The organism is Alkalihalobacillus trypoxylicola, from assembly GCF_001590785.1.
In the GTDB taxonomy this organism is placed as follows: domain Bacteria; phylum Bacillota; class Bacilli; order Bacillales; family Bacillaceae_D; genus Alkalihalobacillus; species Alkalihalobacillus trypoxylicola.
This window is the reverse complement of the sequence record NZ_LTAO01000001.1, coordinates 167,372-188,953: the sequence shown is the minus strand read 5'-3', so window position 1 is coordinate 188,953 and position 21,582 is coordinate 167,372. Positions and strand designations below refer to the sequence as shown.

Annotated in this window: 32 protein-coding genes and 1 pseudogene; 24 read left to right on the top strand and 9 right to left on the bottom strand. The window is 34.1% G+C overall.

Annotated elements, in window-relative coordinates; all coding sequences use genetic code 11:
- Positions 1-41: 41 nt before the first annotated feature.
- The 12 genes from AZF04_RS00855 to AZF04_RS00800 all read left to right on the top strand — a co-directional run bounded on the left by AZF04_RS00855 (position 42) and on the right by AZF04_RS00800 (position 11,656).
- Positions 42-374, top strand: coding sequence for a phage head-tail connector protein (locus AZF04_RS00855; RefSeq protein ID WP_061947168.1), 333 nt, complete (start codon positions 42-44; stop codon positions 372-374).
- Positions 371-679 carry a hypothetical protein gene (locus AZF04_RS00850; protein WP_061947167.1) on the top strand — a complete coding sequence of 103 codons (309 nt, stop codon included), beginning with the start codon at positions 371-373 and terminating at the stop codon, positions 677-679. The genes AZF04_RS00855 and AZF04_RS00850 overlap by 4 nt, the downstream gene beginning before the upstream one ends.
- Positions 679-1,044 carry a hypothetical protein gene (locus AZF04_RS00845; protein WP_061947166.1) on the top strand — a complete coding sequence of 122 codons (366 nt, stop codon included), beginning with the start codon at positions 679-681 and terminating at the stop codon, positions 1,042-1,044. Before AZF04_RS00850 ends, AZF04_RS00845 begins: the two co-directional genes overlap by 1 nt.
- Before the next feature lies 1 nt (position 1,045).
- Positions 1,046-1,459 (top strand): DUF5072 family protein, encoded by a 414-nt coding sequence (locus AZF04_RS00840; protein WP_061947165.1) that lies wholly within the window; start codon positions 1,046-1,048, stop codon positions 1,457-1,459.
- 14 nt (positions 1,460-1,473) lie between these two features.
- Positions 1,474-1,977: a phage major tail protein, TP901-1 family gene (locus AZF04_RS00835; RefSeq protein ID WP_061947164.1), complete on the top strand. Its 504-nt coding sequence runs from the start codon at positions 1,474-1,476 to the stop codon at positions 1,975-1,977.
- Between the two features lie 45 nt (positions 1,978-2,022).
- The gene (locus AZF04_RS00830; protein WP_061947163.1) at positions 2,023-2,331 is read left to right on the top strand and encodes a hypothetical protein; all 309 of its coding nucleotides are present in this window, start codon (positions 2,023-2,025) and stop codon (positions 2,329-2,331) included.
- A gap of 62 nt (positions 2,332-2,393) precedes the next feature.
- On the top strand, positions 2,394-2,774 hold the full coding sequence (locus AZF04_RS00825; RefSeq protein ID WP_061947162.1) for a hypothetical protein: 381 nt from the start codon (positions 2,394-2,396) through the stop codon (positions 2,772-2,774).
- Entirely contained in the window at positions 2,774-5,596 is a 2,823-nt protein-coding gene (locus tag AZF04_RS00820; RefSeq protein WP_061947161.1) for a tape measure protein, read from the top strand. The genes AZF04_RS00825 and AZF04_RS00820 overlap by 1 nt, the downstream gene beginning before the upstream one ends.
- Positions 5,593-6,294, top strand: coding sequence for a distal tail protein Dit (locus tag AZF04_RS00815; protein ID WP_061947160.1), 702 nt, complete (start codon positions 5,593-5,595; stop codon positions 6,292-6,294). Before AZF04_RS00820 ends, AZF04_RS00815 begins: the two co-directional genes overlap by 4 nt.
- A 24-nt stretch (positions 6,295-6,318) precedes the next feature.
- Positions 6,319-10,971, top strand: a complete 4,653-nt coding sequence (locus tag AZF04_RS00810; RefSeq protein ID WP_061947159.1) for a phage tail spike protein — start codon at positions 6,319-6,321, stop codon at positions 10,969-10,971.
- On the top strand, positions 10,968-11,408 hold the full coding sequence (locus AZF04_RS00805) for a hypothetical protein (RefSeq protein ID WP_061947158.1): 441 nt from the start codon (positions 10,968-10,970) through the stop codon (positions 11,406-11,408). Before AZF04_RS00810 ends, AZF04_RS00805 begins: the two co-directional genes overlap by 4 nt.
- A complete protein-coding gene (locus tag AZF04_RS00800) occupies positions 11,408-11,656 on the top strand; it encodes a hypothetical protein (protein WP_061947157.1) in 249 nt (82 codons plus the stop codon). Before AZF04_RS00805 ends, AZF04_RS00800 begins: the two co-directional genes overlap by 1 nt.
- A gap of 25 nt (positions 11,657-11,681) precedes the next feature.
- Here the strand turns inward: AZF04_RS00800 and AZF04_RS00795 are convergent, their stop codons facing one another.
- The gene (locus tag AZF04_RS00795; RefSeq protein WP_061947156.1) at positions 11,682-12,185 is read right to left on the bottom strand and encodes a hypothetical protein; all 504 of its coding nucleotides are present in this window, start codon (positions 12,183-12,185) and stop codon (positions 11,682-11,684) included.
- A gap of 122 nt (positions 12,186-12,307) precedes the next feature.
- Between AZF04_RS00795 and AZF04_RS00790 the strand changes: the two genes are divergently transcribed.
- The 3 genes from AZF04_RS00790 (at position 12,308) to AZF04_RS00780 (ending at position 13,912) form a co-directional block, all read left to right on the top strand.
- Positions 12,308-12,748, top strand: a complete 441-nt coding sequence (locus tag AZF04_RS00790) for a hypothetical protein (RefSeq protein ID WP_061947155.1) — start codon at positions 12,308-12,310, stop codon at positions 12,746-12,748.
- 103 nt (positions 12,749-12,851) lie between these two features.
- A complete protein-coding gene (locus AZF04_RS21720) occupies positions 12,852-12,995 on the top strand; it encodes a phage holin (protein WP_235819837.1) in 144 nt (47 codons plus the stop codon).
- Positions 12,995-13,912, top strand: a complete 918-nt coding sequence (locus AZF04_RS00780; protein WP_061947154.1) for a peptidoglycan recognition protein family protein — start codon at positions 12,995-12,997, stop codon at positions 13,910-13,912. Before AZF04_RS21720 ends, AZF04_RS00780 begins: the two co-directional genes overlap by 1 nt.
- Positions 13,913-14,031: 119 nt before the next feature.
- Here the strand turns inward: AZF04_RS00780 and AZF04_RS21070 are convergent, their stop codons facing one another.
- Positions 14,032-14,196, bottom strand: a complete 165-nt coding sequence (locus AZF04_RS21070; RefSeq protein ID WP_156479501.1) for a hypothetical protein — start codon at positions 14,194-14,196, stop codon at positions 14,032-14,034.
- A 153-nt stretch (positions 14,197-14,349) separates the two neighbouring features.
- Entirely contained in the window at positions 14,350-14,676 is a 327-nt protein-coding gene (locus tag AZF04_RS00775; RefSeq protein WP_061947153.1) for a hypothetical protein, read from the bottom strand.
- 307 nt (positions 14,677-14,983) lie between these two features.
- Between AZF04_RS00775 and AZF04_RS00770 the strand changes: the two genes are divergently transcribed.
- Both AZF04_RS00770 and AZF04_RS00765 read left to right on the top strand, forming a co-directional pair.
- Positions 14,984-15,175 (top strand): helix-turn-helix domain-containing protein, encoded by a 192-nt coding sequence (locus AZF04_RS00770; protein ID WP_061947152.1) that lies wholly within the window; start codon positions 14,984-14,986, stop codon positions 15,173-15,175.
- A gap of 28 nt (positions 15,176-15,203) precedes the next feature.
- The gene (locus AZF04_RS00765) at positions 15,204-15,416 is read left to right on the top strand and encodes a helix-turn-helix domain-containing protein (RefSeq protein WP_061947151.1); all 213 of its coding nucleotides are present in this window, start codon (positions 15,204-15,206) and stop codon (positions 15,414-15,416) included.
- Between the two features lie 19 nt (positions 15,417-15,435).
- On the opposite strand, the gene AZF04_RS00760 is transcribed toward AZF04_RS00765, so the two are convergent.
- Positions 15,436-15,639 (bottom strand): helix-turn-helix domain-containing protein, encoded by a 204-nt coding sequence (locus AZF04_RS00760; protein WP_061947150.1) that lies wholly within the window; start codon positions 15,637-15,639, stop codon positions 15,436-15,438.
- Between the two features lie 153 nt (positions 15,640-15,792).
- On the opposite strand from AZF04_RS00760, the gene AZF04_RS00755 reads away from it, so the two are divergent.
- Together AZF04_RS00755 and AZF04_RS20870 are read left to right on the top strand one after the other, a co-directional pair.
- On the top strand, positions 15,793-16,014 hold the full coding sequence (locus tag AZF04_RS00755) for a hypothetical protein (RefSeq protein WP_061947149.1): 222 nt from the start codon (positions 15,793-15,795) through the stop codon (positions 16,012-16,014).
- Between the two features lie 165 nt (positions 16,015-16,179).
- Positions 16,180-16,272: pseudogene (locus tag AZF04_RS20870) on the top strand (YneF family protein); the annotation flags it as partial.
- Between the two features lie 371 nt (positions 16,273-16,643).
- Here AZF04_RS20870 and AZF04_RS00750 read toward each other — a convergent pair.
- On the bottom strand, positions 16,644-16,898 hold the full coding sequence (locus AZF04_RS00750; protein ID WP_061947148.1) for a hypothetical protein: 255 nt from the start codon (positions 16,896-16,898) through the stop codon (positions 16,644-16,646).
- 427 nt (positions 16,899-17,325) lie between these two features.
- Between AZF04_RS00750 and AZF04_RS00745 the strand changes: the two genes are divergently transcribed.
- Together AZF04_RS00745 and AZF04_RS00740 are read left to right on the top strand one after the other, a co-directional pair.
- Positions 17,326-17,577, top strand: a complete 252-nt coding sequence (locus AZF04_RS00745) for a hypothetical protein (protein WP_061947147.1) — start codon at positions 17,326-17,328, stop codon at positions 17,575-17,577.
- A 224-nt stretch (positions 17,578-17,801) separates the two neighbouring features.
- On the top strand, positions 17,802-18,335 hold the full coding sequence (locus tag AZF04_RS00740) for a CcdC family protein (protein WP_061947146.1): 534 nt from the start codon (positions 17,802-17,804) through the stop codon (positions 18,333-18,335).
- Between the two features lie 58 nt (positions 18,336-18,393).
- Here the strand turns inward: AZF04_RS00740 and AZF04_RS00735 are convergent, their stop codons facing one another.
- Positions 18,394-18,828 (bottom strand): DUF2621 domain-containing protein, encoded by a 435-nt coding sequence (locus AZF04_RS00735; protein ID WP_061947145.1) that lies wholly within the window; start codon positions 18,826-18,828, stop codon positions 18,394-18,396.
- 126 nt (positions 18,829-18,954) lie between these two features.
- Here AZF04_RS00735 and AZF04_RS00730 point away from each other — a divergent pair, with 126 nt between their 5' ends.
- From AZF04_RS00730 to AZF04_RS20390, 3 genes are read left to right on the top strand one after another with little or no spacing between them, the layout of a single operon-like run.
- Entirely contained in the window at positions 18,955-19,377 is a 423-nt protein-coding gene (locus AZF04_RS00730; protein WP_061947144.1) for a hypothetical protein, read from the top strand.
- A gap of 19 nt (positions 19,378-19,396) precedes the next feature.
- Positions 19,397-19,591, top strand: coding sequence for a hypothetical protein (locus tag AZF04_RS00725; RefSeq protein ID WP_061947143.1), 195 nt, complete (start codon positions 19,397-19,399; stop codon positions 19,589-19,591).
- 40 nt (positions 19,592-19,631) lie between these two features.
- Positions 19,632-19,799 carry a PspC domain-containing protein gene (locus tag AZF04_RS20390; RefSeq protein ID WP_045488508.1) on the top strand — a complete coding sequence of 56 codons (168 nt, stop codon included), beginning with the start codon at positions 19,632-19,634 and terminating at the stop codon, positions 19,797-19,799.
- A 74-nt stretch (positions 19,800-19,873) separates the two neighbouring features.
- Here AZF04_RS20390 and AZF04_RS21860 read toward each other — a convergent pair whose 3' ends face one another.
- The 3 genes from AZF04_RS21860 to AZF04_RS00715 all read right to left on the bottom strand — a co-directional run bounded on the left by AZF04_RS21860 (position 19,874) and on the right by AZF04_RS00715 (position 21,465).
- Positions 19,874-20,782, bottom strand: coding sequence for a peptidoglycan-binding protein (locus AZF04_RS21860; protein ID WP_061947142.1), 909 nt, complete (start codon positions 20,780-20,782; stop codon positions 19,874-19,876).
- A gap of 212 nt (positions 20,783-20,994) precedes the next feature.
- Positions 20,995-21,120 carry a hypothetical protein gene (locus AZF04_RS21715; protein WP_268753406.1) on the bottom strand — a complete coding sequence of 42 codons (126 nt, stop codon included), beginning with the start codon at positions 21,118-21,120 and terminating at the stop codon, positions 20,995-20,997.
- Positions 21,121-21,141: 21 nt separating this feature from the next.
- On the bottom strand, positions 21,142-21,465 hold the full coding sequence (locus AZF04_RS00715; protein ID WP_061947141.1) for a hypothetical protein: 324 nt from the start codon (positions 21,463-21,465) through the stop codon (positions 21,142-21,144).
- Positions 21,466-21,582 lie beyond the last annotated feature (117 nt).

The window sequence follows — 21,582 nt, the reverse complement described above, 5'->3', positions numbered from 1 at the left end:
AAAAAGAAAGTAACTAAAAAAATAAAGCGTGGTGATTAACCATGATTGAACGTTTAAAATTACGAATACCAAATATTGATGATGGAATTGCAAATGAATTGATTACAACAGCTCAAGATCGTATTAAATTACGAATTGGGCTGTTTGATCAGTCTTTTCCTGTTCAATTAGAATCAATCTGTATTGAAATTGTGGCGGCTATGTACAACAAACACATAATGAAGCACGAAGGAACTGACAGTGAAAGTGTAGATGGATTCTCAATAAAATTTGTCAATGATTTAATCAAGCAATATGAGACTGAACTATTGGAGTATAAGCGGATGATTGAAAATGAAGAAGATTCATCTCGTAGCAAGGTTAGATTTTTATGAGATTTGAGCAAATTGACTTTTACGCTAATGTGAAAATTGATGAAGATGTATTAGGTAATCCAATCTATGACACTGTTGTTATTGGCTCACATGATGGTAGATTTAACAATTGGTCATCTGAAGAAATCGCTCTACTCGACAGAGAAGTTACACGCACTCAACGTAAACTAATGACTGATGCACCACTTGATATAATTAAACAAGCTGACTTTATTAGAGTTGGTGACGATCGATACTCCATTATTAATGATAAACGTGACTATGTTCGTTGGAGAATATTGCACGTTAGAGAGTATTTTACATAGTGCGAATTAGATACGAGTGGATGGGCATTGAGACATTAGTTGACCAATTACAAAAAAAGAGTGAGACTGACTTTAAAAAAGTTGAAGCCAAGAATCTATTAGAGATGCGTAACCGTGCCGTATCATCTCAGTCTCCATCAAGTGGTGGTACGCCTGTAGATAAAAATGAATTAAGACAGTCAGTTGGGGTTGATTTAAACAATGGGATTATGGGTTATACAAAGGATTATGCACCACACGTAGAGCATGGTCATCGTTTAAAAAATGGTGGCTATGTAAGTGGTCAATATTATTTACAGTCAAATGTAAATATCCAACAACCTATATTTAAACAAGATTTAATCTCAAAAATGAAGGAGGGATAATATGCTTAAAAAATTATCTATTTTAGATATGCATGTTGCACTCAAGAATAAAATTGAAGCGAATACCCATTTAAAGTGTATTGATAATGTTGGAGTTAATGAGCCATCCCCCTTCACTTTTTTAGAGATTGTGGGAATGACTGAAAAAAATACAAAGACTATGTATGTTGATGAGTATATTATCCATGTGCATGTAATAAGTGAGCCATCTAACAGTAGTATCGGACATTATGCAAATATAAGCTCAGTACAGGAAGCCTTAACCGAATACATACGTTTACCAGACGGATTTGAGCTATTTAAACAAGCATCTAGTGGTCTTATTAGCAACTACATAGAGAAAGAAACGAATGAACGCCATGCAGTTTTGGGGTTCATTTTTAATGTGTCATACGGATTTAAAATTAAAATTTAACAGGAGTGATATAAATGGCATTTGAAGATAATTTATATTGTGATTTTACACAAGGTGCAGCTCAAGCGGTAGCTGGTAAGGATATTGTGTTGGCTGTATTTGATAGCACAGGTAGTGATTTACTTGCTATTGCTGGTCAACAAGGGTTGACTATTAATCGTTCGGCAGACTCAATTGAAGTAACAAGTAAAGACACCAAGGGTGGTTGGAAGTCGAAAATTGCAGGGATGAAAGAATGGTCAATCGATAATGATGGGCTTTATGTAGCAGATCATGCATCGCACAAAGCATTGTCTAAAGCTTTTAATGATGGAGAGTTTGTATGCTTAAAAGTCATTAACCAAAAGACTCGGACAGGTATGTTTGGAGGTTTAGCTATCCTTAGTGACTACTCTTTGGAAGCACCATTTGATGACGCTATGACCTATTCAGCATCTTTTGAGGGTAATGGTGGATTAGTTGATTTAACAGATAAAGATGCTGATCGACTACCAGACTTAGATAACGGAGAAGATTAATTTAATATCAAAAAAAATACTTATATAAAAATCGGAGGAATGTAAATGTTTAAAGTAGAAAATGATGTGTTAGATTTGAGATTTAATAGACAAAAAATGAAAACGTTAGAAAGTATGTATAATATTTCACTTATGGCAGAGTTAACTAAAAATAGAGGAATGCTGTCTCTCCATCTAATGGAGGGATTATTTAGTGTTGGTCTATATAACACAAGCGAAGAAAAGACTGTAAAAGGTCAAAAAGCACTAGACATTTTTGAATCTTTAATTGAAGAAAATGGATATGTAAACCTCAATAATATTATCATCGGAAAATTAGAAGAAGACTTAGCTTTTTTGTTCCACAACGCTTAATTGAGTATGACTATTTTGGTGACGAAGGTGGCTCAAAGCCGTTAACCGATAACGAAAAAAAGATGATAGAAGAAGCAAAGTCCTATCAAGGTGTAAGGGACTTCGCTTTTTTTGTTGTTAATTTTAACTACTCAAAAGCTGAATATAACCAACTAACTGAACTGGAAAAAGCATTTATATATAAAGCCTATGAGGATAAGGTTGTTAATGAATCAACTTTTGCACGTAACGCTCATCTTAACGCAATAGTAAACTCAAAACGAAAGAAAAACAAAAAGTTTATCGATTTATTTAAGAAGAGTCGCAAGAAAGTTGATAAAGAGTTTAATCAAAATGCTGAATCAATTATTAAACAAACTGAGGAAAATGAAGGGAAATCATGGGTGGATAAAATTTACTCAATGTCTGGACAAAAACGCCCCACTAAGAAAGGAGGTAGATAATGTCATACACATTAACAGCTAAGCTAACCGCAGATGCTAGTGGATTTGCAAAAGGTTTTGCTAAAGCGCAACAATCACTATCTAATATACAAAGTCGTGTAGGTAATGTTGGTAAAACATTTGATAATATTGGTAAGTCATTAAATAGCGTTGGTGATAAATTAACGAGAAGTATAACTACTCCTGCTCTTGGTGCAACCACTGCATTAACGGGTATTACCTTAGTAAAAGGTTTTAATCGACTTACAGGTATTGACACAGCTCAAGCAAAGTTGATGGGATTAGGACATGATGCTAAAAATATAGAAATTATAATGAATTCAGCATTAGACTCCGTTAAAGGTACTTCTTATGGATTAGATTCTGCTGCTACTACTGCTGCAAGTGCTGTTGCTGCTGGAATTAAACCCGGTAAAGAATTAACTAGATATTTGTCATTGACCGGTGACGCTGCAGCGATGGCTGGAGACAGTATGGATGGGATGGGTTCAATTTTTAACAAGGTGCAGACAGCTCAAAAAGCCTATACAGGTGATTTAAATATGCTTGCTGAAAGAGGAATTCCAATCTATCAATGGCTTGCAGTCGAAGCCAATACATCAGCAGAAGCAATCAGAGATATGGCATCTAACGGTGAAGTATCTTCTAAAGATTTTTTGAAAGCTATTGAGAACAATATTGGTGGTGCTGCTAAAATCATGGGTGAAAACTCATTTACAGCTGGTATAGCTAATATTTGGGCATCAGTAGGGAGAATTGGAGCTAACTTTTTAGATGCTGGTGGAAAAGGTGGTGGCTTTTTTTCAACAATGAAACCACTCCTTACAGGCTTTAACAATTCATTAGGAGTAGTCGAAGATAAAGCCGCTCAACTTGGTGTCGCATTTGGTGAATCATTTAACAACTTCTTGGACAAGGCAAGTGAAATGAAAGCCAGATTTGATGGGTTATCTCCATCTATGCAAAGTACTATTTTACATGCAGTTGGTATTGGTACGGCTATATTGGTAGGTATCGGTCCCGCTTTGAAAATTATAGGCTCACTGATGAGTGGATTTGGAACCTTAGCAACCTTAGCATCATTTTTATTAAGCCCAATTGGATTAGTTGCTGGTGCAATCATTGGTTTAGGTGTTGTTTTTGGAATAGCTATGGTTAAAAGTGAAGAATTTAGAAGTAAAGTATTTGCTGTGTTTGATACTGTTAAAAATGCCATATCTACTGCGATAGCTTTCATTACACCAATACTTCAAAGTTTGTGGAGTAGTGGAATTGAAGGTGCTCAATCATTTGCATCAACCATAGGTGATAAGCTTATTTCGGGGTTTCAGTTAATATCCTCTGTTGTTAGTACTGTAGTGGATGTCATTGGTCAATTTGTATCAAGTATTATAAGTGGATTTCAAGGTGCAGGTGGTGAAGTTTCTACTTTATCTTCTCTATTCTTTGGATTCAATCCAATTTTAAAATTGGCGATGATGGTATTATCGGAGTTCGCTCCACAAATAGCTCAAGGATTTAGCCAAATAGCTTCAATGGCTATGCCGATTCTAAATTTATTAGGTCAAACATTAGGTCAATTAGCAGCAGCTATTATTCCAATGGTTCTTAATGTAGTTTCGCAATTAATACCGATTATTATAAACTTAGGGACTGCTTTTATGAGCATTGTTATGGCTGTGTTACCGATTCTTTTAAATTTATTTATGCAATTAGTACCTGTTGTTATGTCATTGGTTACAACTGTAATAGGACTGGTATCACAATTAATGCCTCTTGTATCAACAATAATTGATGCACTTGTACCCGTTCTACTGATGATGGTGGACGTGATATTAAATATTGTCCAAGCGGTAGCTCCAGCATTGATTGCTATTATTGGTGCGGTGATTGCTATTTTTGAAGCTATTATGCCAGTTGTAATGGCTGTATTAACAACAGTGATTAACGTTATGGCGAATATAATGGCTACAATCATGCCAATAATTGCTTTTGTAGCAGGTATAATCTCAAGTATTATTGCGATAATTTCTCCAATTATCACATTTATAGCAAACGTAATAGCATCAATTTTCAAAGTAATTAAACCAATTACCACATTTGTGTCAGGGGTTTTTACCTCAGTCTTTAATATTATTTCTGGTATTTTTCGTGGAATCATGCAATTTATTTCTTCTTCAATTCAAAATATCTCGAACACGATTTCAAAATTAAGTGGCAAGGTCTCAAGTGTCTTTAACAAGATACAATCTATCGTCTCTAATATTATGTCTGGAGTCTCAAATATCATTAAAAATGTTTTTAACGCCATAACCAGCTCATGGGATGGCTTAAAATCTTTTGTATCTGGTATCTTTGATGGACTAGGAGACAATGTTAGTAAGTTAGTTAGTCAAGTTAAAGGGTTTGTCAATGTTGTCATCCGTAGCATTAACTCTGCTATAGGATTAATCAATAAAATTCCTGGAGTCAATATAAGTCCAATCCCACAATTGCAACGTGGTACAGATGATTGGGGTGGTGGTTTCGCTCGAATGAATGAGGGTGGTCGTGGAGAACTAGTTAAGTTACCAAACGGAACACAGGTAATCCCTCATGATGTTTCTATGAAATATGCTCGTGAAGCTGGTAAAGCTAATTCTAATCATGCAAGAATTATACATACAAATAATTCACACTCTAATGAAAATGATTCTATTTCTGCTGAGATACCAATTTATATAGATGGTAGAGAAATAGCTCGTGCCACCGTAGATGATATAACAAGATTTCAAAAAAGAACCCAAGGGAGAGGAAAAAGATATAATGGTGTATTTGTATGATGATATTTAATGGGATAGAAAAAGATTATTTAAATGTCTCTGTCAATTTTACTCTGCCAACAATTACTGAAATTGAACATGAAATACATCAAAATAATAGGTTTGGTGGCAGAGTAAAAAAATCAATGCTTAAAGAGTTGTATATTGATGTTCCTGTAATAATTAAAGATGACGGTACTGGTATTGATAACTTAAAGGTTGATTTAATAGGCTGGTTAAAGAAATCTGAAAGCAAAAGATTGGAGTTTAATCATTTTCCTGATATTTACTATATGGCAAGATTAGCTAGAATTGATTTACAAGATGAGTTCAATATTATGAGAGGGACTTTGACATTTCTATGCGAAGTCCCATTTAAATTAGGGAAATCAAAAGATATTGAGGTTTCATCAACATATTCAAATTACATAGTTATTGGTCAAGTCGAAACACCTTGGAAAAGTCGAACGGTTTTTAGTTCTGCAGCTATTAGTTTCACGCTTGAAAATGATAAAGGCGGTCTAATACTTTTAAACTATAACTTTATTCAAGGTGATATTTTAGAAATAGATTATCTTAAACGCAAGATAATAGTAAGTGGAACAGTCAGACCAGAAATATTATCTATGCAGTCATATTGGTTTGACCTTAAACCAGGTGTTAATCGCTTAAGAGCCAGTAGAGCTACGACTATTACTTATGACGAAAGGTTTTATTAAAGTCTATTAGAAAGGAGGATTCACTTGGCAGAAATTTATATTTTAAACAAAGATGATAAACTATTAGCCACCATAACAGAAGAAACTGGACTTACTAGCACAAAGGTTCGTGATGAATTGAACCAGATTGCAAGTGAGCCATTTGTATTTACAGTTGATGCAAATACTGAAGAAGCTGTTCATGTTGTGGAAGATAATCAAGTGGTCTTTCGTGATAAAGATGGTGATTTGAGACTTTATGTTATCAAGGAAATTGATGATATAAACAATATTAATGGTGTAGAAACAACAGCAATTTGTTTGCCAGCTTTCGTGGTTGAATTAAGTAATCATACTGTTGTTGACCGAAGATTTAATAATCAACAAGCACAAACAGCTCTTAATGCATCTTTACAAGGGACTAGGTGGTCAGGGATAGTAGAAGGTTCATTTGGTACTGCTTCAACGAATTTTTATTACATCTCATCACTTAATGCATTATGGAATGTCCGTAATACATGGGGTGGAGATATTAAAGATGTAGTCTTATTTGATGCTCAAAATATTATCACAACTCGTCAAGTTAAGCTCATGCAACGGTTAGGAGTAGACCGTGGTAAACGTTTTGAAATTGACCATGATATCGAAGAGATTCAACGTGTAGTTTTATCTTATCCATATACAGCACTTTATGGTCGTGGTGCTTCGTTGCCAACTGAGGATGAAGAAGGTAAAGAAATAGGTGGATACACTCGATATATTGGTTTTGGTGATGTGGAATGGAAAGTATCAAATGGCGATCCAGTTGATAAACCTCTTGGTCAATTGTGGGTTGGTAATCCTGGTGCATTAGAGAAGTATGGATACTTACAAGATGGAGAGAGAATTCATTTAGATACGACTTGGGAAAATGGTGATATTGAAAATCCAGAAGAATTACTGATGGCTACATGGCAAGAGCTACAATCCCTTTCTGAACCAGAAATAAATTATAAATTATCCGTACAGTTATTAGAACATATCGCAGGTTACGAACACGAAAAAGTAAGTCTAGGTGATACGGTTAGAGCGTTTGACCGTGAATTTGCTCGACCTATTGAGGTGCAAGCTAGAGTCATAGCGATTGAATATGACTTATTGGACATTGAAGGAACCGCAATCGTTGAGATTGGTCAGTTCTTATCAGTGGAACAACCAGATGATAGGATCGGAAGATTAGAAGAAGAAATTCAAAAGATAGGTAATCGTCCACAAAAGGTTGGTGAGGGAAGTTTCCCAGACATTAAACCTGGTACACCATCACAAGTAGTAGCTAAATCAGGGATGAAAGTCATTCAACTTTATTGGGCTTTTGATAGTGCTATTTATATCAAGCATTATGAAGTGTATGGATCCCAAGTAGAAAACTTTATTCCACAACCCGAACATCTATTGTGGCGTGGGATGGTGTCTGCTTATTCACACGCCGTAAATACGGATGAACGTTGGTATTATCGTATTCGAGCCGTTAATCATCAAGGTACGACAAGTGAGTTTAGTCAACAAGTATCGGCTACTACAGCTCGTATTTTGACAGAGGATATTTTATTTGGTCCAGAGCTTGCTGAGAAAATGAGAGAGTTGCACGAAGAAGCTGACATCATAGGGAAAGACGGAATCAACTTTGAGAATATACGTCAAGAAGTATTAGACCAGATACAAGCTGATGCTAAAGTATATACCGACCAAGAGATACAACATACTGAAAATGCGTTAATGCAGGAGTTGGCAGACAGGGCAAGGCTTGAATATGTGGACGGTAAATTTGGAAATGTTGAGGAAAGTATTGATCTGATATCAACATCAATTGAAGAATTTGAGGGGCGTTTTGAAGCTAAAGCTGACCGAACGGTAGTAGAAGCTATTGACGGTAAAGTTACAAATGTTAGCAATCAAGTGACTAATTTAGTCTTAGGATTTGATGAATTTAGTGTAACGGTTAGTGATTTAAGAAGTGAATTTGATAGCATTGAACGTTATCATGCGGTTGCTGTTAGGTATAACAATTCTGGGTTTGCCAATTACAGAAAGCATTCGGGTTTATACAAGACAAACGGTGAAACCTTATGGGGAAATAGCCAATCACAGGATAGGTCTTATACCCTTAGTATTTATAATCGTGATTCAAAGAGATGGGAAAGTCATACAAGGTATGATATTTATAGTGATCAAATTAATGCGAGATATCTAGCAGAAGCGTTGAATGAGCTAACACAAGACAAAATTTTTGTTTTAGTTGGGGCTCATGCACCTGCTAGAAATAGACACCTTGAAGGTTTACCCGATGCTATATATAAAAACGGTGGATCAAAAGAGTTATTTATTGATGCAGATTGGACAGGGAGCCATCCAACTTATGTTTTAATTGCTTATGGTGGAATCGGTGAAGGTAATGGTAATGAGTATTTTTCACCTGCTGATGTTGGTTGGTTAGATGTTCAGTTCACTATTGATAACGGTAATTTAAGTTTTGGTAATAGAACTAACAATTACAGTTCAAGGATTTATTCAGCAGAAACAGCCATAGTACAAAATGCAACTTCTATTAATCTTCGAGCGCAAGAAATAGAAGTTGTAGGAAACCGAATGACGAAAGCAGAAGGTGAGCTATCGGTTCAGTCCGATAGAATTAATGCCAGAGTCGAGAGAGATGGAATAGTCAGCGCCCTAAATATAACCCCAGAGCAAGTGAAGATTGACACAAGGCTTTTAAGCATCGGTAATTTTAGTAATTTAATTCAAAATGCTGATTTTAGTCAAGGTTTGAGTGGTCACTTTGTAGATCGTGGCACTTGGAGAACTTTAACAAGTACAACATCAAGAGTAGAAGGGGCACAATTTTTAGAACATCAAGCCGTTTCTAATCAACCAGAGGGAAGAATGGGACTAGGTGGGAATCATTTAATAGAAGTCACAGAAGGGGAGCAATATTACTTTTCCATTTGGTATAGGGCAGTTGGAGCGGGTCCCTTTAATCAAGTTAGATTAGAGTTACGTTACCTGGATGCTAATAGAAATTTTGTTAATTTTGGCGGTGGCACAGTAAATACAGGTGTAACAGCTTGGAGGTTGACAGAAAGTAAAACAACAATACCACCTAGAGCCAGATATATGTGTCTATTTCTACGAGTTATGGATAATGGTAATAACCCAAGATATTACTTTCAAGATCCTGTTTTAAGAAGAATGTCTGATACTAATGTATTTGTTGATGGGGCCATCACAGCTAACCACATGAGCGCCAACAGCATTACAGCAGGCAATGGAGCCATAGCCAATGCAGCTATTACAAGCTTAAATCTCCAACAAGGTATTATACAAAATGTCCACATTGAACAAAGTACCATTACAGGAGCTAAGATTGCAGATGCTACGATTGATGATGCTAAGATTGCCAATCTATCTGCTGTAAAAATCACAACAGGAACCTTGATTGGTATTGATGTACAAGGTGCTAGATTCTATTCTGCTAACCATACGGATTTCATGGAGATCATAGGCGGTAACGCTAGGTTTCAACGCTCAAATGGTCAAAGGGTCGAGATTAATCCTGATGGCTTATATGGGTACAATGCAAATGGAAGCTTGCGATTTCAAGCCGATTCTTCCCTCATTACTTCAGCAGCATTAGGAACATCAAACTTAAATATTTATTTAGCTGCAGGTGATAGTGATACCAGGGGAGAAGTACGAGCCGTTCGAAGAGACACAATTCCAGGTGGTGGAAGTGCTTCTGATTATTCTTATATAAACGTAAGAGCCAGGGGGTTTAAATCTCCACCTAATTCAAGCGCCTATATTGGTACAGACAATGAAGTCAGAATTACTTCGGAGGGACTTGCTGGCGGTGTGTATCGTAATCTTAGAGCTTCTGGTATCTTGGCAGATAGCTTACAAGTAAACACAAGCGCTATTTTATATTTAAGGACGGATCAACGTGTTCGAATCATGGGAACTGGAAGCTCTAGCAACTATACAGACTTGCAAGTTAATGAAATCTTAGCTCACAGTATTCGCAGTAACTCAGAAACAAGTGGTAGTAATTTTTATGTTGGAACTGGTGGTACAGGATCCTCAGAATTACGAGTAACAACAAACGGTTTATGGGGTGGAAGTCATGAATCCACTACCTACACAAGCGTAAGAGCTAGTGGGTATTATGGTAATACCTTTGACCAGCATAGTGGTGTTGGAGGCTCTCATATCTATATCAGACCAACAGGCACCACTGGCGAAGTCAGGATTACTCGAACAGGAACTACGGGTACTTATCAAGCCATTAGAGCAAGCGCTTTTCAACCTCCATCTTCCACCAGAGAAACAAAACGTGATATTGAATTGTATCAAACAAATACACTTGATGTTTTTAGAAATTCTGATGTTTACACATATAACTATAAATGGGAGGAAAGCGAAGCAAAAGCAAGGCTTGGATTAATGCTTGATGAAGTACCAGGCATCATACATGCTCAGACAGGAGATACGCTAGATTTTTACTCTATGGCATCACATATATGGAAAGGTGTCAAAGATTTAACTGAGGTTTTAGATAACCATGAGGATCGGTTTGATATTTTTGATTTAAGGATGCAATTAACAGACCAGCGGGTTAAAAAATTAGAAGAAGAAGTTAAACAATTAAGGGAGATGATCGAGTGATTAGATTACAAAAACAGGATTTAAAAAAGGCAGCAGATTTTTTATTAAAGGTTACGTTGGAAGGGAAGAAATCGGTTCATCGTATGAGAGTGGTTAAGGTATTACAAGAGCAACATAAGGTTTTTGGTGATGAGGAACTAGAGTTATTAAAATCATTTGCTGAACTAGATGATAACGGTGATTTGGTACAAGCTGAAGGAGGTGGTTTTAAATTAGTAGGGGATAAGAAAGAATTTAAAAAACAGCAGCAAGAGTTGATGGATGAAGATTATATTTTAGAAGGTAAAAACTTTGAAACGGCACTCAAAACCGTTGAAGAGGTCATGATGGATTATAACAAAGAGCTTTCCGAATCTGATGCGGAAGCTCATTTTTTATGGGTTGAAGCATTTGAAATAGCAAAAGAAAATCAAGAAGAAAAGGGAGATGACGAATAATGACAGAACAAGTACAAGCTTTAGACTTTCGTGTGTCGGGTGTAGATTTTACGCATAGCAATGGAGAAGTAAGTGGGGTAAGAATTCGATTTAATGCAACTGATCCATTAGGTGAAATTAATGCAAGTGGTCGAGTGGCAGCAACCATGCAGGAATATCTAGCCAATCCAGGACTAAATGCTTTAGCTGGTCTAGCGAAAGAAAAGTTTATTGAGAGATTATTAGGAGAAGAACAGGGAGCCGAATAAAGGCTCTCTGTTCTAGGGTTAATTTCTAAGGGTTCTTAATATATTGTCTAGTTTTGAAAGATTCCAAGTGACTAAGTAAAAATACTAATTTTCCTCTTTTTATTGTTAAGAAATAATCACGAATAAACAAAAATGTAGATGTTACTGTAAAAATTACAAGCATTACAAGTAGTAGATATATTCCAGTTGTATACTCATTTAAAATTCCTAGAATTAAGTTATTATATTCATTTTCTGATGTTATAGGGAGACTAGTTATTGAATTATAAATAGTGAATATAGTTGTAATTACTACTGTAACTAAGGCTACCGTTAGAGTTAGCAAACCCATTGATTTTGAAAAACTAGACTGTTGTGTCTCAATAGCTTGTTTGCATTGGGCAATTAAATTTTCCTGCTCATAAAATGGTGAACTTTGAAAAGATTCATCAACTTCTTCAGGTCTTAACAATATGTCATTATAAATGCTTAGCAGACTTTTGTTATTTATATTACTATATCGTTGGAATAATGATTTTTTATTTTCCATTTTCAGCTCCATTAAAAGGGTAAAATTTAGTTTACTCATTGATATTATCGGAGTATTTGTTAATGTTTTAAGATTTAATTTTAAATGAATATATAATATTTTCTTAGAAAGGAGACTTATATTTGTCAGACATAGATAAAAAATTGCATGACTTAGAAAATCAAGTCCATGCTGTTCGATTAGAAGTTGATAGACTTAAGCAAGAACTTGATGCTAAAGATGAAGTTATCAATAAACACACGATTAAAACACACAATCGTATCAACGCTATTGAAGAGCGTATAAAAGCTTTTGAATTATTGTTAGAGCAACTCAAGAGAGAATCTAGTGATACGAATAATAAAGTAGATTCTGTTCAGAAAATCGTTGAAGAAGATAAAGATAATCATCAGAAGATTATTAATATGCAGAAAGATAATCAGATACAAATAGTTGAGATTATGAAAGAAAATCAAACTTACCTGAAAGAACAAAACAAAGATTTGATGAAAAAAATATTATGGATTGTAGGTATCGGTGTGTTATTAGTCGGTGCTTTTTTTGGCTTAGATTTAAATTTATAAGGAGTGAAGAAATATGGATAAAGGCACAATTTCACGTACCATATTATTAGGAATAACGTGGATAAACATGTTATTAGTCAATTACAATTTGTAACCAATTCCAGTGTTAGATGAGGAGTCAGTCGCTTATGGGTTGGCTTTTATTGTATCAGTATGGACATGGTTTAAAAATAATTATGTGACTGCTAAGGGTAGACAGCAGAAAGAAGTACTAGTTGAACAAGGTTTAACGAAAGGGGATAAATGATGTCTAGAAAACCAAATATAGTAGATGGTAAATTATCTTTTGGTAATCTTACACCTATTAATAAGAATCGTATTTCAAAGTTAGTTCAACATCATATGGCTCATAAAAGTTGGACAGTCCAGCAAGTACATAATTTTCATCGTGATAGTAACAAATGGGTAGGTATTGGCTATAATTGGTGGATCGCTTTTGATGGAACCATATATAAAGGTAGAGGCTGGAATGTAGGTGCTCACTGCGCTGGTAACAACAGCACTACACTAGGTATTGGCTATCAAGGTGATTTTACTTCTCAATCAATGACGGATGCTCAGGTTGAGTCTGGAGCGGCATTAAATGCATGGTTAATGAGTCAATGTCCTAATATTAAATCAGCAAATGATATAATCGGTCATAAAGATATAGTTGCAACTGCTTGTCCTGGTAAACATTTTAGAATGACTGATTTAAAAGATATGATAAATAATCAATCAAAAAAATCCTCTACACCTAAACAACCTAACAAAACCCCTCAACCTTCCAACACAAATACATACATTAGAACTTTCCAAACATGGATTAACTCAAACTATAAAAGTAAATTAGCAACAGATAACATTTACGGAAATTTAACTAAACGTGAAGCCATCAGGGCTTATCAAAAAGAGTTAAATAAACAATTTAAAGCTGGATTAGTTGAGGATGGTATCTGGGGTAATAATACTCTGAATGCTACACGTGTTGTTAGACATGGAGCTAGAGGAAATATAACGTATATTCTTCAAGGCATGTTGTATTGTCATAAGCTTGATCCTAATGGATTCGATGGAATATTTGGTAATGGGTGTGAGAATGCAGTTAAAAAGTTTCAGAGACAAAATAAATTAGTCGTTGATGGATTGGTTGGCAGAGATACTTGGAGTAGATTGTTTAGATAGAAAAAATGCCCCTTTTTAGGGGCTAGATTTATATTCGTAAAGATTTATTAGTAAATAGAATTGATAACTTAAAAATGATGGAGAAAAATCAGGTATAACTGTCTTCAGATTATTCTAACTTATCGTCCATTCAACTTATTATAATCATTTACATCCTTCACGAATTGACGTAACGCCTCTGCCATTCGTGAGAAATTAGGTTTATTCAACTCGATTACGGTAACTTCAACACCACTCTTAGTCATGTAGACCTTTTTGTTATTATAATTATCTTCGTTCAACATAAATAATTACTCTCCTAAAATAATATATTTTGAAAATATGAGGCTAGATTATAATATAAAAATATAGCAGTGTAAAGTTATGCACACCTATTTAAAATGTCACTTGTTAGAAGAAGTCAATTTAACAATAACTTTTTTTCGTAATTCAAATACTTATACAATCTTATTAGCTCCCAATTCTCCCGTTGCAATTACATGTTTAACCCCTTTATTTACCCACTCAATACCTAATTCATCATTCAAAGCTTTCTGATGGAAATCCTCTATTAAATCTCTTCCCATGACGCATATTAATCTAATCGGTGTACCATCTTTCAACTTTAAATTACAGTTAGCATGATTTAATTCACACTCAACTTGAAAGAACCTAACTCCATTTGGCAACTCGTAAAGTAAATATATATATTGCGTATAACAATTCATGATGGCTTCAGTGCATATCTCAATAAATTCTCTTTCACCTAAATCACCAATATTCATTGTCATATCCCCTCTACACAAAGTTTTACCTTTCAATATTTCAAATCAAAATTGTCCCTTTATTTTTTATAATACATAATAATGCCTAGTGTAAGTATGGTCTTTATACCTAGTGAGTAGGGAAAATTTTAAAATGAATGTTGTATTTAATTAAATATAATACATAAACATAACCATATATTGGAAATTAATTGAGTTATATGTTACGATCCATTAAGGTTTATTTTAGATAATATCTTTTAACTGAGAATTAAAGGGGAGAAAAGAGTAATCAATAATTTACGTTATTTGAAGGGGACGGTTACTGTTGAGCGATAAAATCAAATTATTAAAAGCAAAAGATATAGCAGAAATTTTAGGTATAAGTTTACATACTGCATATGAGGTTATTCATAACAAAAGTTTACCCAGTATGAAGATTGGTGGAAGATATTATGTGGAAGAGAGTAAATTCTATACTTGGATTATGGACGAAAAAAATAATTCATTGTATAGATAGAATTAAAATAGTTTTTAGAGGTGGTTTAATGAACATTAACAACAAAGAAGAAGGGTTATTCTTAGGAGTGAATGATGTTCAAAGAATAACAGGTTTGGGTAGAGATAGGGTTTATGAAATAATGCATTCTGGTGATTTTCCAGTTATGAGGTTTGGAAGACAGCTTAAAGTGCATAGAGAAGAATTAGACAAGTGGATAAGAAATGTGAACAACTGTAATAGTTACATGTATAAGCTATAAGAGACCTATTTATGGTCTCTTATTCTTCTATGTAAATAAACAAGTCACCTACTTGGCACTCAAGTGCTTTGCAAAGCTTGTTCATCGTGCTAAAGTCGATACCGTTGGTTTTATTATTAATTAACCTAGAAATGATATTTCGATGTAAACTAGATTCCTCGGACAATTGGGTGATATTCATTTTTTTCTTCTTCATAATTTCACTGATATTATTTTTAATCAATTTATTACCTCCTAATATTAACTAGTTATAATTATATTATACCTTATAAAGTGCGAAAAAATAATAATTATTTATTGACTTTGAACCTTATAAGGTATATTATTTGAATTAATAAATGAACCTCATAAGGTTCGTTGAGGGGGGATTTAGTTTATGAAGTTTGAAGTATTAGTAGAAACTACAGTGTTATCAGTGGTGGAGGTAGAAGCGGTAAATGAGGATGTTGCTAAAAAAATTGCATTGAATGATTTTAATGATGTTACAACTGATGTAAATACTGTTAAATTAACAAGCTGGAATGGAAAAGTTTCAGAGTTGAATGCTGCAGATTGGGAAATCAGTGTGAAAGAGGTTATAGAAAAAGGTTATAGATAATAATGGCATTTTGACGAGTTTCTTCTATAATAAATATTAGTAGGAAAATTAAGCACTAAAGTAAATCTAAATGTTTTTTATAGACAAAATTTAACTAACTGTGGTATATTTTTCTTACGGAGAATTGAAATGGAAGTATATTGATAAACCCTTATATATCAGTAGTTACGAGTAATGATGATGCAAATGGGTCAAAAGCCATCGCAAAAGAAAATTAACCAAATGATGCAGGCTATGCAAAGACAGCAAGGGAAATAAACATTGAATTTAACCCACTTATATTGGGTTTTATGTATATGGACACATCATTTTAAGGGATTGAAAGTGAAATCCACTAATCGTTTTATTTTCAATCAATCATAATCTTCTAAACAAACAAAACTGCTTTTTCTCGGGAGAATTTTAAACCGTGAGAGAGTGGTTTTTTTTATAATTATTAGTAGAAGTTAAAAAGTTGTTTTGTAATCTTTGAGGTTTTAGTATGAATTAAAGGCTTCGGATTTAAGAATGCCATAGTAAACAAGGCTAATCTATTTTTCGTCCTTTTTAACATGGTCTCTGAGATGACGAGCTAATCACTCGAAAAATGGCGAATAAAAACAAAAAATCCCCTTTATATAGGGAATTCATTAAATGAAGAACAAGCAAGCACCGGCTAAAATAATGAAGGTAGAGAAAAAGGTTGTTTTAATTTTTTTAGCACTTTCATCATATTGATTTGCATGCTTTTTTAGAAACTCCATCAAAAAGTGTCCGGTTGCACCTAAAATCATAATGAAGATTAATGTAAATAAGGTATTCAAATTTGGAATGATTTTATATACGGAAAAACAAATAAAAACAAGTAAGAATGCAAGAAATATCGGATAAATATATTTTTTCATGAGTCCCCCTGATTATGTTGAAAATAATGGCTTATACAATAGTATACAGTAAAAGAACTTAAATGACCTATCATTTATGGAGTATAGGTGAATGAACAGTCTATATGCAGTTATAAAATTAACATTCATTTAGGAAAAAGGTACTATTATTCCAAAATAAACAGTACTTTCTTCACGGGCATAATCAATACGAACTAAAGGGTACCATCGCCTAATCAAAATAACCATAATAAATTCCTTTTTTGAAAAAAGCTTGGCGCTGGGACGTTTGATTTGGGGAAGGGTGCTTATTCAGTATCGAAAATTTTAAAATATCATCCGTCTCCCTATGCCCGACTTTTTAAATCATATCAGATTCGTACATTTTTTGTACAGAAGCTAATGGTATGTTAATTTTTTAAAAAGCTTTAGGGGGAAAATAGATAACATGGTACAGATAAAAATGGTCAGTAAAGAAGAGGAAAAAAGTAACCATCAAAAAAAACATTTAGTCAGCCCACAAGATATTTGTCAATTATACAATATCTCCATTGAAAAAGTATTATTAAAAATAAACAACGATAGTGGTTTTCCACCGGTGTATAAGTATTTGGATAAAAATACGCCACTTTTTCTAAAGGGAGAAATCAAACATTATATCGGTGAGAACAAATTAACCATTTCCTTTTTAAGTAAGTAGAACGAATGTATTATAAAAAAAATCTAATCTACTGAATGAAGCAACAAAAATTTAGGAAATTAAAATCATGAGCGAGAGCTTTACGACTTTATAATAGAAATCATTTAAAGAGAAACCTTAATACGTTAATAAAGCCTATCAAATTACCTCCCTATTTAAATAAGAACAATATTCATTTGTTTTTAAGGGAGAATTCCTATATCTTTAATAATGTTGGATATAAGATGTATTTGAAAGGATTGAGCTTGTTGGAGCAGTATTACATCATCATTTCATCTGTAGGTGCGGTCTGTATGGCCATTTTAGCCATTATGATTCGTTTAAAGTCACAAAAAAAGCCAGCTTCACTAAAAAAAATAGTATTACCTCCTTTTTTTATGTCAACAGGGTTTTTAATGTTTTTATACGAGCCAACTAGGCTTTCGTTACTATTAATCGTGGAAGCTGTAACAGTAGGGCTGCTCTTTTCGATTCCATTAATTTTAACCTCAAAATTTGAAATAAAAAAGGGTTCTATATTTTTCAAGCATTCAAAGTGGTTTCCTGTTTTGCTAATTGGTTTATTTAGTATTCGTTTATTAGCTCGTTTTATTTTTGGACATATCATAACCTATGAGCAACTTGCAGGTATGTTTTTTATTTTAGCTTTTTCGATGCTCCTTCCGTGGAGAATTGCGATGCTTCGTTCCTTTAAGAAGCTTCAAAAACAACAGCAATTCGAAACAAATGTGAGCTGGGATACGCCGATTCAACGCTAATACAATACATAAGTAAAAAACCGTTCTTCCTTGAACTTCGATCAAGGAGAACGGTTTTTTAGCTAGATTGCTCAAAAAGTGGTTGATAAGGTTTTATATCAATATCTAGCTCGGTTAACTTCTTTTTTAGAAATTTATGATCTCTTTTTGGAGTAGCGATAATATAACCACGAATAATATAATCCAAAGTGATTTCATTCGCTTTTTCTTTGTAGACGAGCTCACTAATTTTGCCTGCGATTTTACCTTTTGCTACGTCTCGAAATAGGTCTGGAACAGGCTCTACTAATTCGTTTAATAAATTTTTTTGCTCATCGTGCCATAGCTCAATCGTTTCATTAATATAAAATTCCTGCCAGTCCAATATTGATTTACCATCATCTTTAGGAAGTCTTTTTAAAAACTTTCGAAACATGAAATAACCGCCTATAAACATGACTGTAATTAAAAATATTGTCCAAAAAATGATAAACCACATAAAAAGGTTCTCCATTTATATCTCACCTCGTTTACTTTCGATCATATCCTACCATATTTTTAAAAGAAAGTGGAATGAAGAGTATTTTAGCTTTAAAAAAATGGTTTAATTTTGTATGATGTTTTAGGAGGTGTCATCGTAATGGATTATATCGTAAGTTACGGCATACATGTATTAATAGCAGTAGTCTTTTTTATTATAATTCCTTTTCCTATATTGATAAAAGGTGTTGGTAGTTTAGAGCCGAGTAAATTAGTGGTGCTTTTAAAAATATACAGACGTATTATCTCAGTTGCTCATATCGCTCTTATTATATCTTTTGTATCTGGTTTAATTATGATTCAGAATTGGTTATCACTGTGGACCATATCTGTTTTCTTAATATGGTTAGGTTTAGGAGTGCTATTAGGATTTACGGCAAAGAAAGTTCGATTAAGCCTTGCTTCTTTAGGAAATCAGCAACATAATGAAGAAGAAATACAAAGCTTATTTGTGTTTAGTCTACTGCTAACTCTTACTATTATTATTATGTTTGCAGTAAAAATTCTACCGTACTTTATTTAATGTAAAGGATGAATAGGTTATGGAAAAAGAAGAAATAGTGAATCAGTTACAAGCATTAAGGAATAATGAAGTACCATCTATATTAGTACAAAAAGAACGATTTCTAATGTTCAGAGAAATACTGATGGAGCAGGAGGACAAACAATCCTTCAGAGGGAATGCACAGCATAAAGGAAATATCGAATATACATATGAACCAGGCTGGACGAAATAATATCCTTACATAGGGTTTTATGAAGAAAAGGAGAGATATAATGAGTGGATTGCACCGATCATCAACGGACAAAATGTTTTTTGGCGTATGTGGAGGAATTGCACAGCACCTCGGTATATCAAGCTTTCTCGTCAGAGTGTTATTTGTTATCTTACCAATTTCTATAATTGCTTATCTTTTAATGGCTGTTATCTTAACAGAAGCCTAACAGTAAAACGTTCATTTTCGAAATTAAAAAGACAGTAGAGTAATTGCTTGCTCTACTGTCTTTTTTACTTGCTATTAATCTAGAATCGTTACCTTCACATTTTGTCTACCAAATTGAATAGCTTCATTTTTAGTAGGAACATGAAGATCCACTTTGTTTCCTTTTATCGCTCCACCTGTATCACCAGCAATTGCTTCACCATAACCTTCTACGTGTACTCTAGTTCCAAGTGGTATGACGCTTGGGTCAACCGCAATTACTTTTTTGTTACGGTCAGCTAGTAAATCAATACCGGTTGCTGTGATACCTGAGCAGCCTTCGCATTCAGCAGTGTAGGCTGTTGCCTCCATGGTTAATACCGTTCCATCTGCGTTATCACTCTCAGAGCTTTCGTTATTATTGGGTTGAGAGGTTGCCACAGGTGCTACTTCTTTATTTTCAGATGATTCTAATGTTTCTTCCGTGTTGTAGACACCGTTATATAAAGAACCAAAAGTGTCTGGTCCAGCTATTCCATCTACTGTAATTTGTAAATCCTTTTGGGCTTTCTTTACAGCATTTTTGGTTTCATTGTCAAAATCACCTGTAATTTCTCCATCATAATAATCAAAGTCTCCTAATATTTTTTGAAGAGCTTTAACATAGATACCATCATCTCCTTCTTCCAAGACCATAATAGCACCCATTGTTTGAGGTCCTGCAATGCCATCTATATATAATTGATGTTCTTTTTGAAACGATTTTACAGCTTCCTTAGTATCGTTGTCATAAGAACCATGGATAGCCTCTTTATCGAGAAAGCCATCTTCAAAAAGCTTTTCTTGTAGCTCTTCGATTTGGTCTCCATCCATGCCTTTTAACAATACGTTGTCCTCTAATTTTTCTGCTCCTGCATGTGAAGGGGTAAAAAAGAGAATGGCACCAGCAGCTACAATTGGTAATCCTAGATTTCTAATAGCTGTCGCTTTGTTTGTTTTCATCATCTGAAAACCTCCTTTTTTGTCTAACGATTGCTATCCTAACAGCCGATCACAGGTGGAAGCAAGCAAAAGGGGCTTTTTTAATCGGAACGAAATCATATTGTAATCTAGATGATCCAAGTAGAGAGTTTGAAATCCTCTTGTTAAATTATGTCCATTTATTTCCATGTAAAAAAAGAGCCAAAACTTTAAAGTTTTGGCTCTTGGTTCTTCGATTAAGCTTTCGTTGATTTAATGATTTCGATAACGGCCTTAACTCCTTCAATTCCTTGAAAGGTAAAGAAGCTTAAAGCGGTAAATGATAGAATAACAATTAAAATCATGCGAATCCACATCATCATAAAACCCTCCTTCATAGTCAATTATTTAATTAATAATTGATCAGAAAGGATGAGGTAATTCGATTGGTAAAATCGAGATAGTAAAAAGGGGAGCGTGAGTAAACTAAATACGAAACTAGCTACTACTAATAGTTGGCTACCCAATTCCATTAAACCGATAGAAAGGTTCTCGAGCGTACCGTCACTTGTGCTAATGGAGAATTCGTTAATAGCAGTTGAAGAATTCACATCAACAGAAGCAGAAATCATTTTGTTAAGTATGTGGGCATCTGTACTGGAAGGTATTTGCACAATAAAAGATAGCAAGATTGCAAGACTTAATACACCCAAAATATATTTTTTCAATGCTCGCACCTTCCTAACTCATAATAGGAGTATAGGTCATTATATACGGTTATCTTTATTTTGAAAAGGGATAAAAGTATAGATTTTATAAATGAGTGAATTTCATCATTGTTCTAT

Coding starts and splice junctions, on each gene's coding strand:
- AZF04_RS00855 (WP_061947168.1), top strand. CDS start 42: ATGATTGAACGTTTAAAATTACGAATACCAAATATTGATGATGGAATT.
- AZF04_RS00850 (WP_061947167.1), top strand. CDS start 371: ATGAGATTTGAGCAAATTGACTTTTACGCTAATGTGAAAATTGATGAA.
- AZF04_RS00840 (WP_061947165.1), top strand. CDS start 1,046: ATGCTTAAAAAATTATCTATTTTAGATATGCATGTTGCACTCAAGAAT.
- AZF04_RS00835 (WP_061947164.1), top strand. CDS start 1,474: ATGGCATTTGAAGATAATTTATATTGTGATTTTACACAAGGTGCAGCT.
- AZF04_RS00830 (WP_061947163.1), top strand. CDS start 2,023: ATGTTTAAAGTAGAAAATGATGTGTTAGATTTGAGATTTAATAGACAA.
- AZF04_RS00825 (WP_061947162.1), top strand. CDS start 2,394: ATGATAGAAGAAGCAAAGTCCTATCAAGGTGTAAGGGACTTCGCTTTT.
- AZF04_RS00820 (WP_061947161.1), top strand. CDS start 2,774: ATGTCATACACATTAACAGCTAAGCTAACCGCAGATGCTAGTGGATTT.
- AZF04_RS00815 (WP_061947160.1), top strand. CDS start 5,593: ATGATGATATTTAATGGGATAGAAAAAGATTATTTAAATGTCTCTGTC.
- AZF04_RS00800 (WP_061947157.1), top strand. CDS start 11,408: ATGACAGAACAAGTACAAGCTTTAGACTTTCGTGTGTCGGGTGTAGAT.
- AZF04_RS00795 (WP_061947156.1), bottom strand. CDS start 12,185: ATGGAAAATAAAAAATCATTATTCCAACGATATAGTAATATAAATAAC.
- AZF04_RS00780 (WP_061947154.1), top strand. CDS start 12,995: ATGTCTAGAAAACCAAATATAGTAGATGGTAAATTATCTTTTGGTAAT.
- AZF04_RS21070 (WP_156479501.1), bottom strand. CDS start 14,196: ATGTTGAACGAAGATAATTATAATAACAAAAAGGTCTACATGACTAAG.
- AZF04_RS00775 (WP_061947153.1), bottom strand. CDS start 14,676: ATGAATATTGGTGATTTAGGTGAAAGAGAATTTATTGAGATATGCACT.
- AZF04_RS00765 (WP_061947151.1), top strand. CDS start 15,204: ATGAACATTAACAACAAAGAAGAAGGGTTATTCTTAGGAGTGAATGAT.
- AZF04_RS00755 (WP_061947149.1), top strand. CDS start 15,793: ATGAAGTTTGAAGTATTAGTAGAAACTACAGTGTTATCAGTGGTGGAG.
- AZF04_RS00750 (WP_061947148.1), bottom strand. CDS start 16,898: ATGAAAAAATATATTTATCCGATATTTCTTGCATTCTTACTTGTTTTT.
- AZF04_RS00745 (WP_061947147.1), top strand. CDS start 17,326: ATGGTACAGATAAAAATGGTCAGTAAAGAAGAGGAAAAAAGTAACCAT.
- AZF04_RS00740 (WP_061947146.1), top strand. CDS start 17,802: ATGTATTTGAAAGGATTGAGCTTGTTGGAGCAGTATTACATCATCATT.
- AZF04_RS00735 (WP_061947145.1), bottom strand. CDS start 18,828: ATGGAGAACCTTTTTATGTGGTTTATCATTTTTTGGACAATATTTTTA.
- AZF04_RS00730 (WP_061947144.1), top strand. CDS start 18,955: ATGGATTATATCGTAAGTTACGGCATACATGTATTAATAGCAGTAGTC.
- AZF04_RS00725 (WP_061947143.1), top strand. CDS start 19,397: ATGGAAAAAGAAGAAATAGTGAATCAGTTACAAGCATTAAGGAATAAT.
- AZF04_RS20390 (WP_045488508.1), top strand. CDS start 19,632: ATGAGTGGATTGCACCGATCATCAACGGACAAAATGTTTTTTGGCGTA.
- AZF04_RS21860 (WP_061947142.1), bottom strand. CDS start 20,782: ATGATGAAAACAAACAAAGCGACAGCTATTAGAAATCTAGGATTACCA.
- AZF04_RS21715 (WP_268753406.1), bottom strand. CDS start 21,120: ATGATGATGTGGATTCGCATGATTTTAATTGTTATTCTATCATTTACC.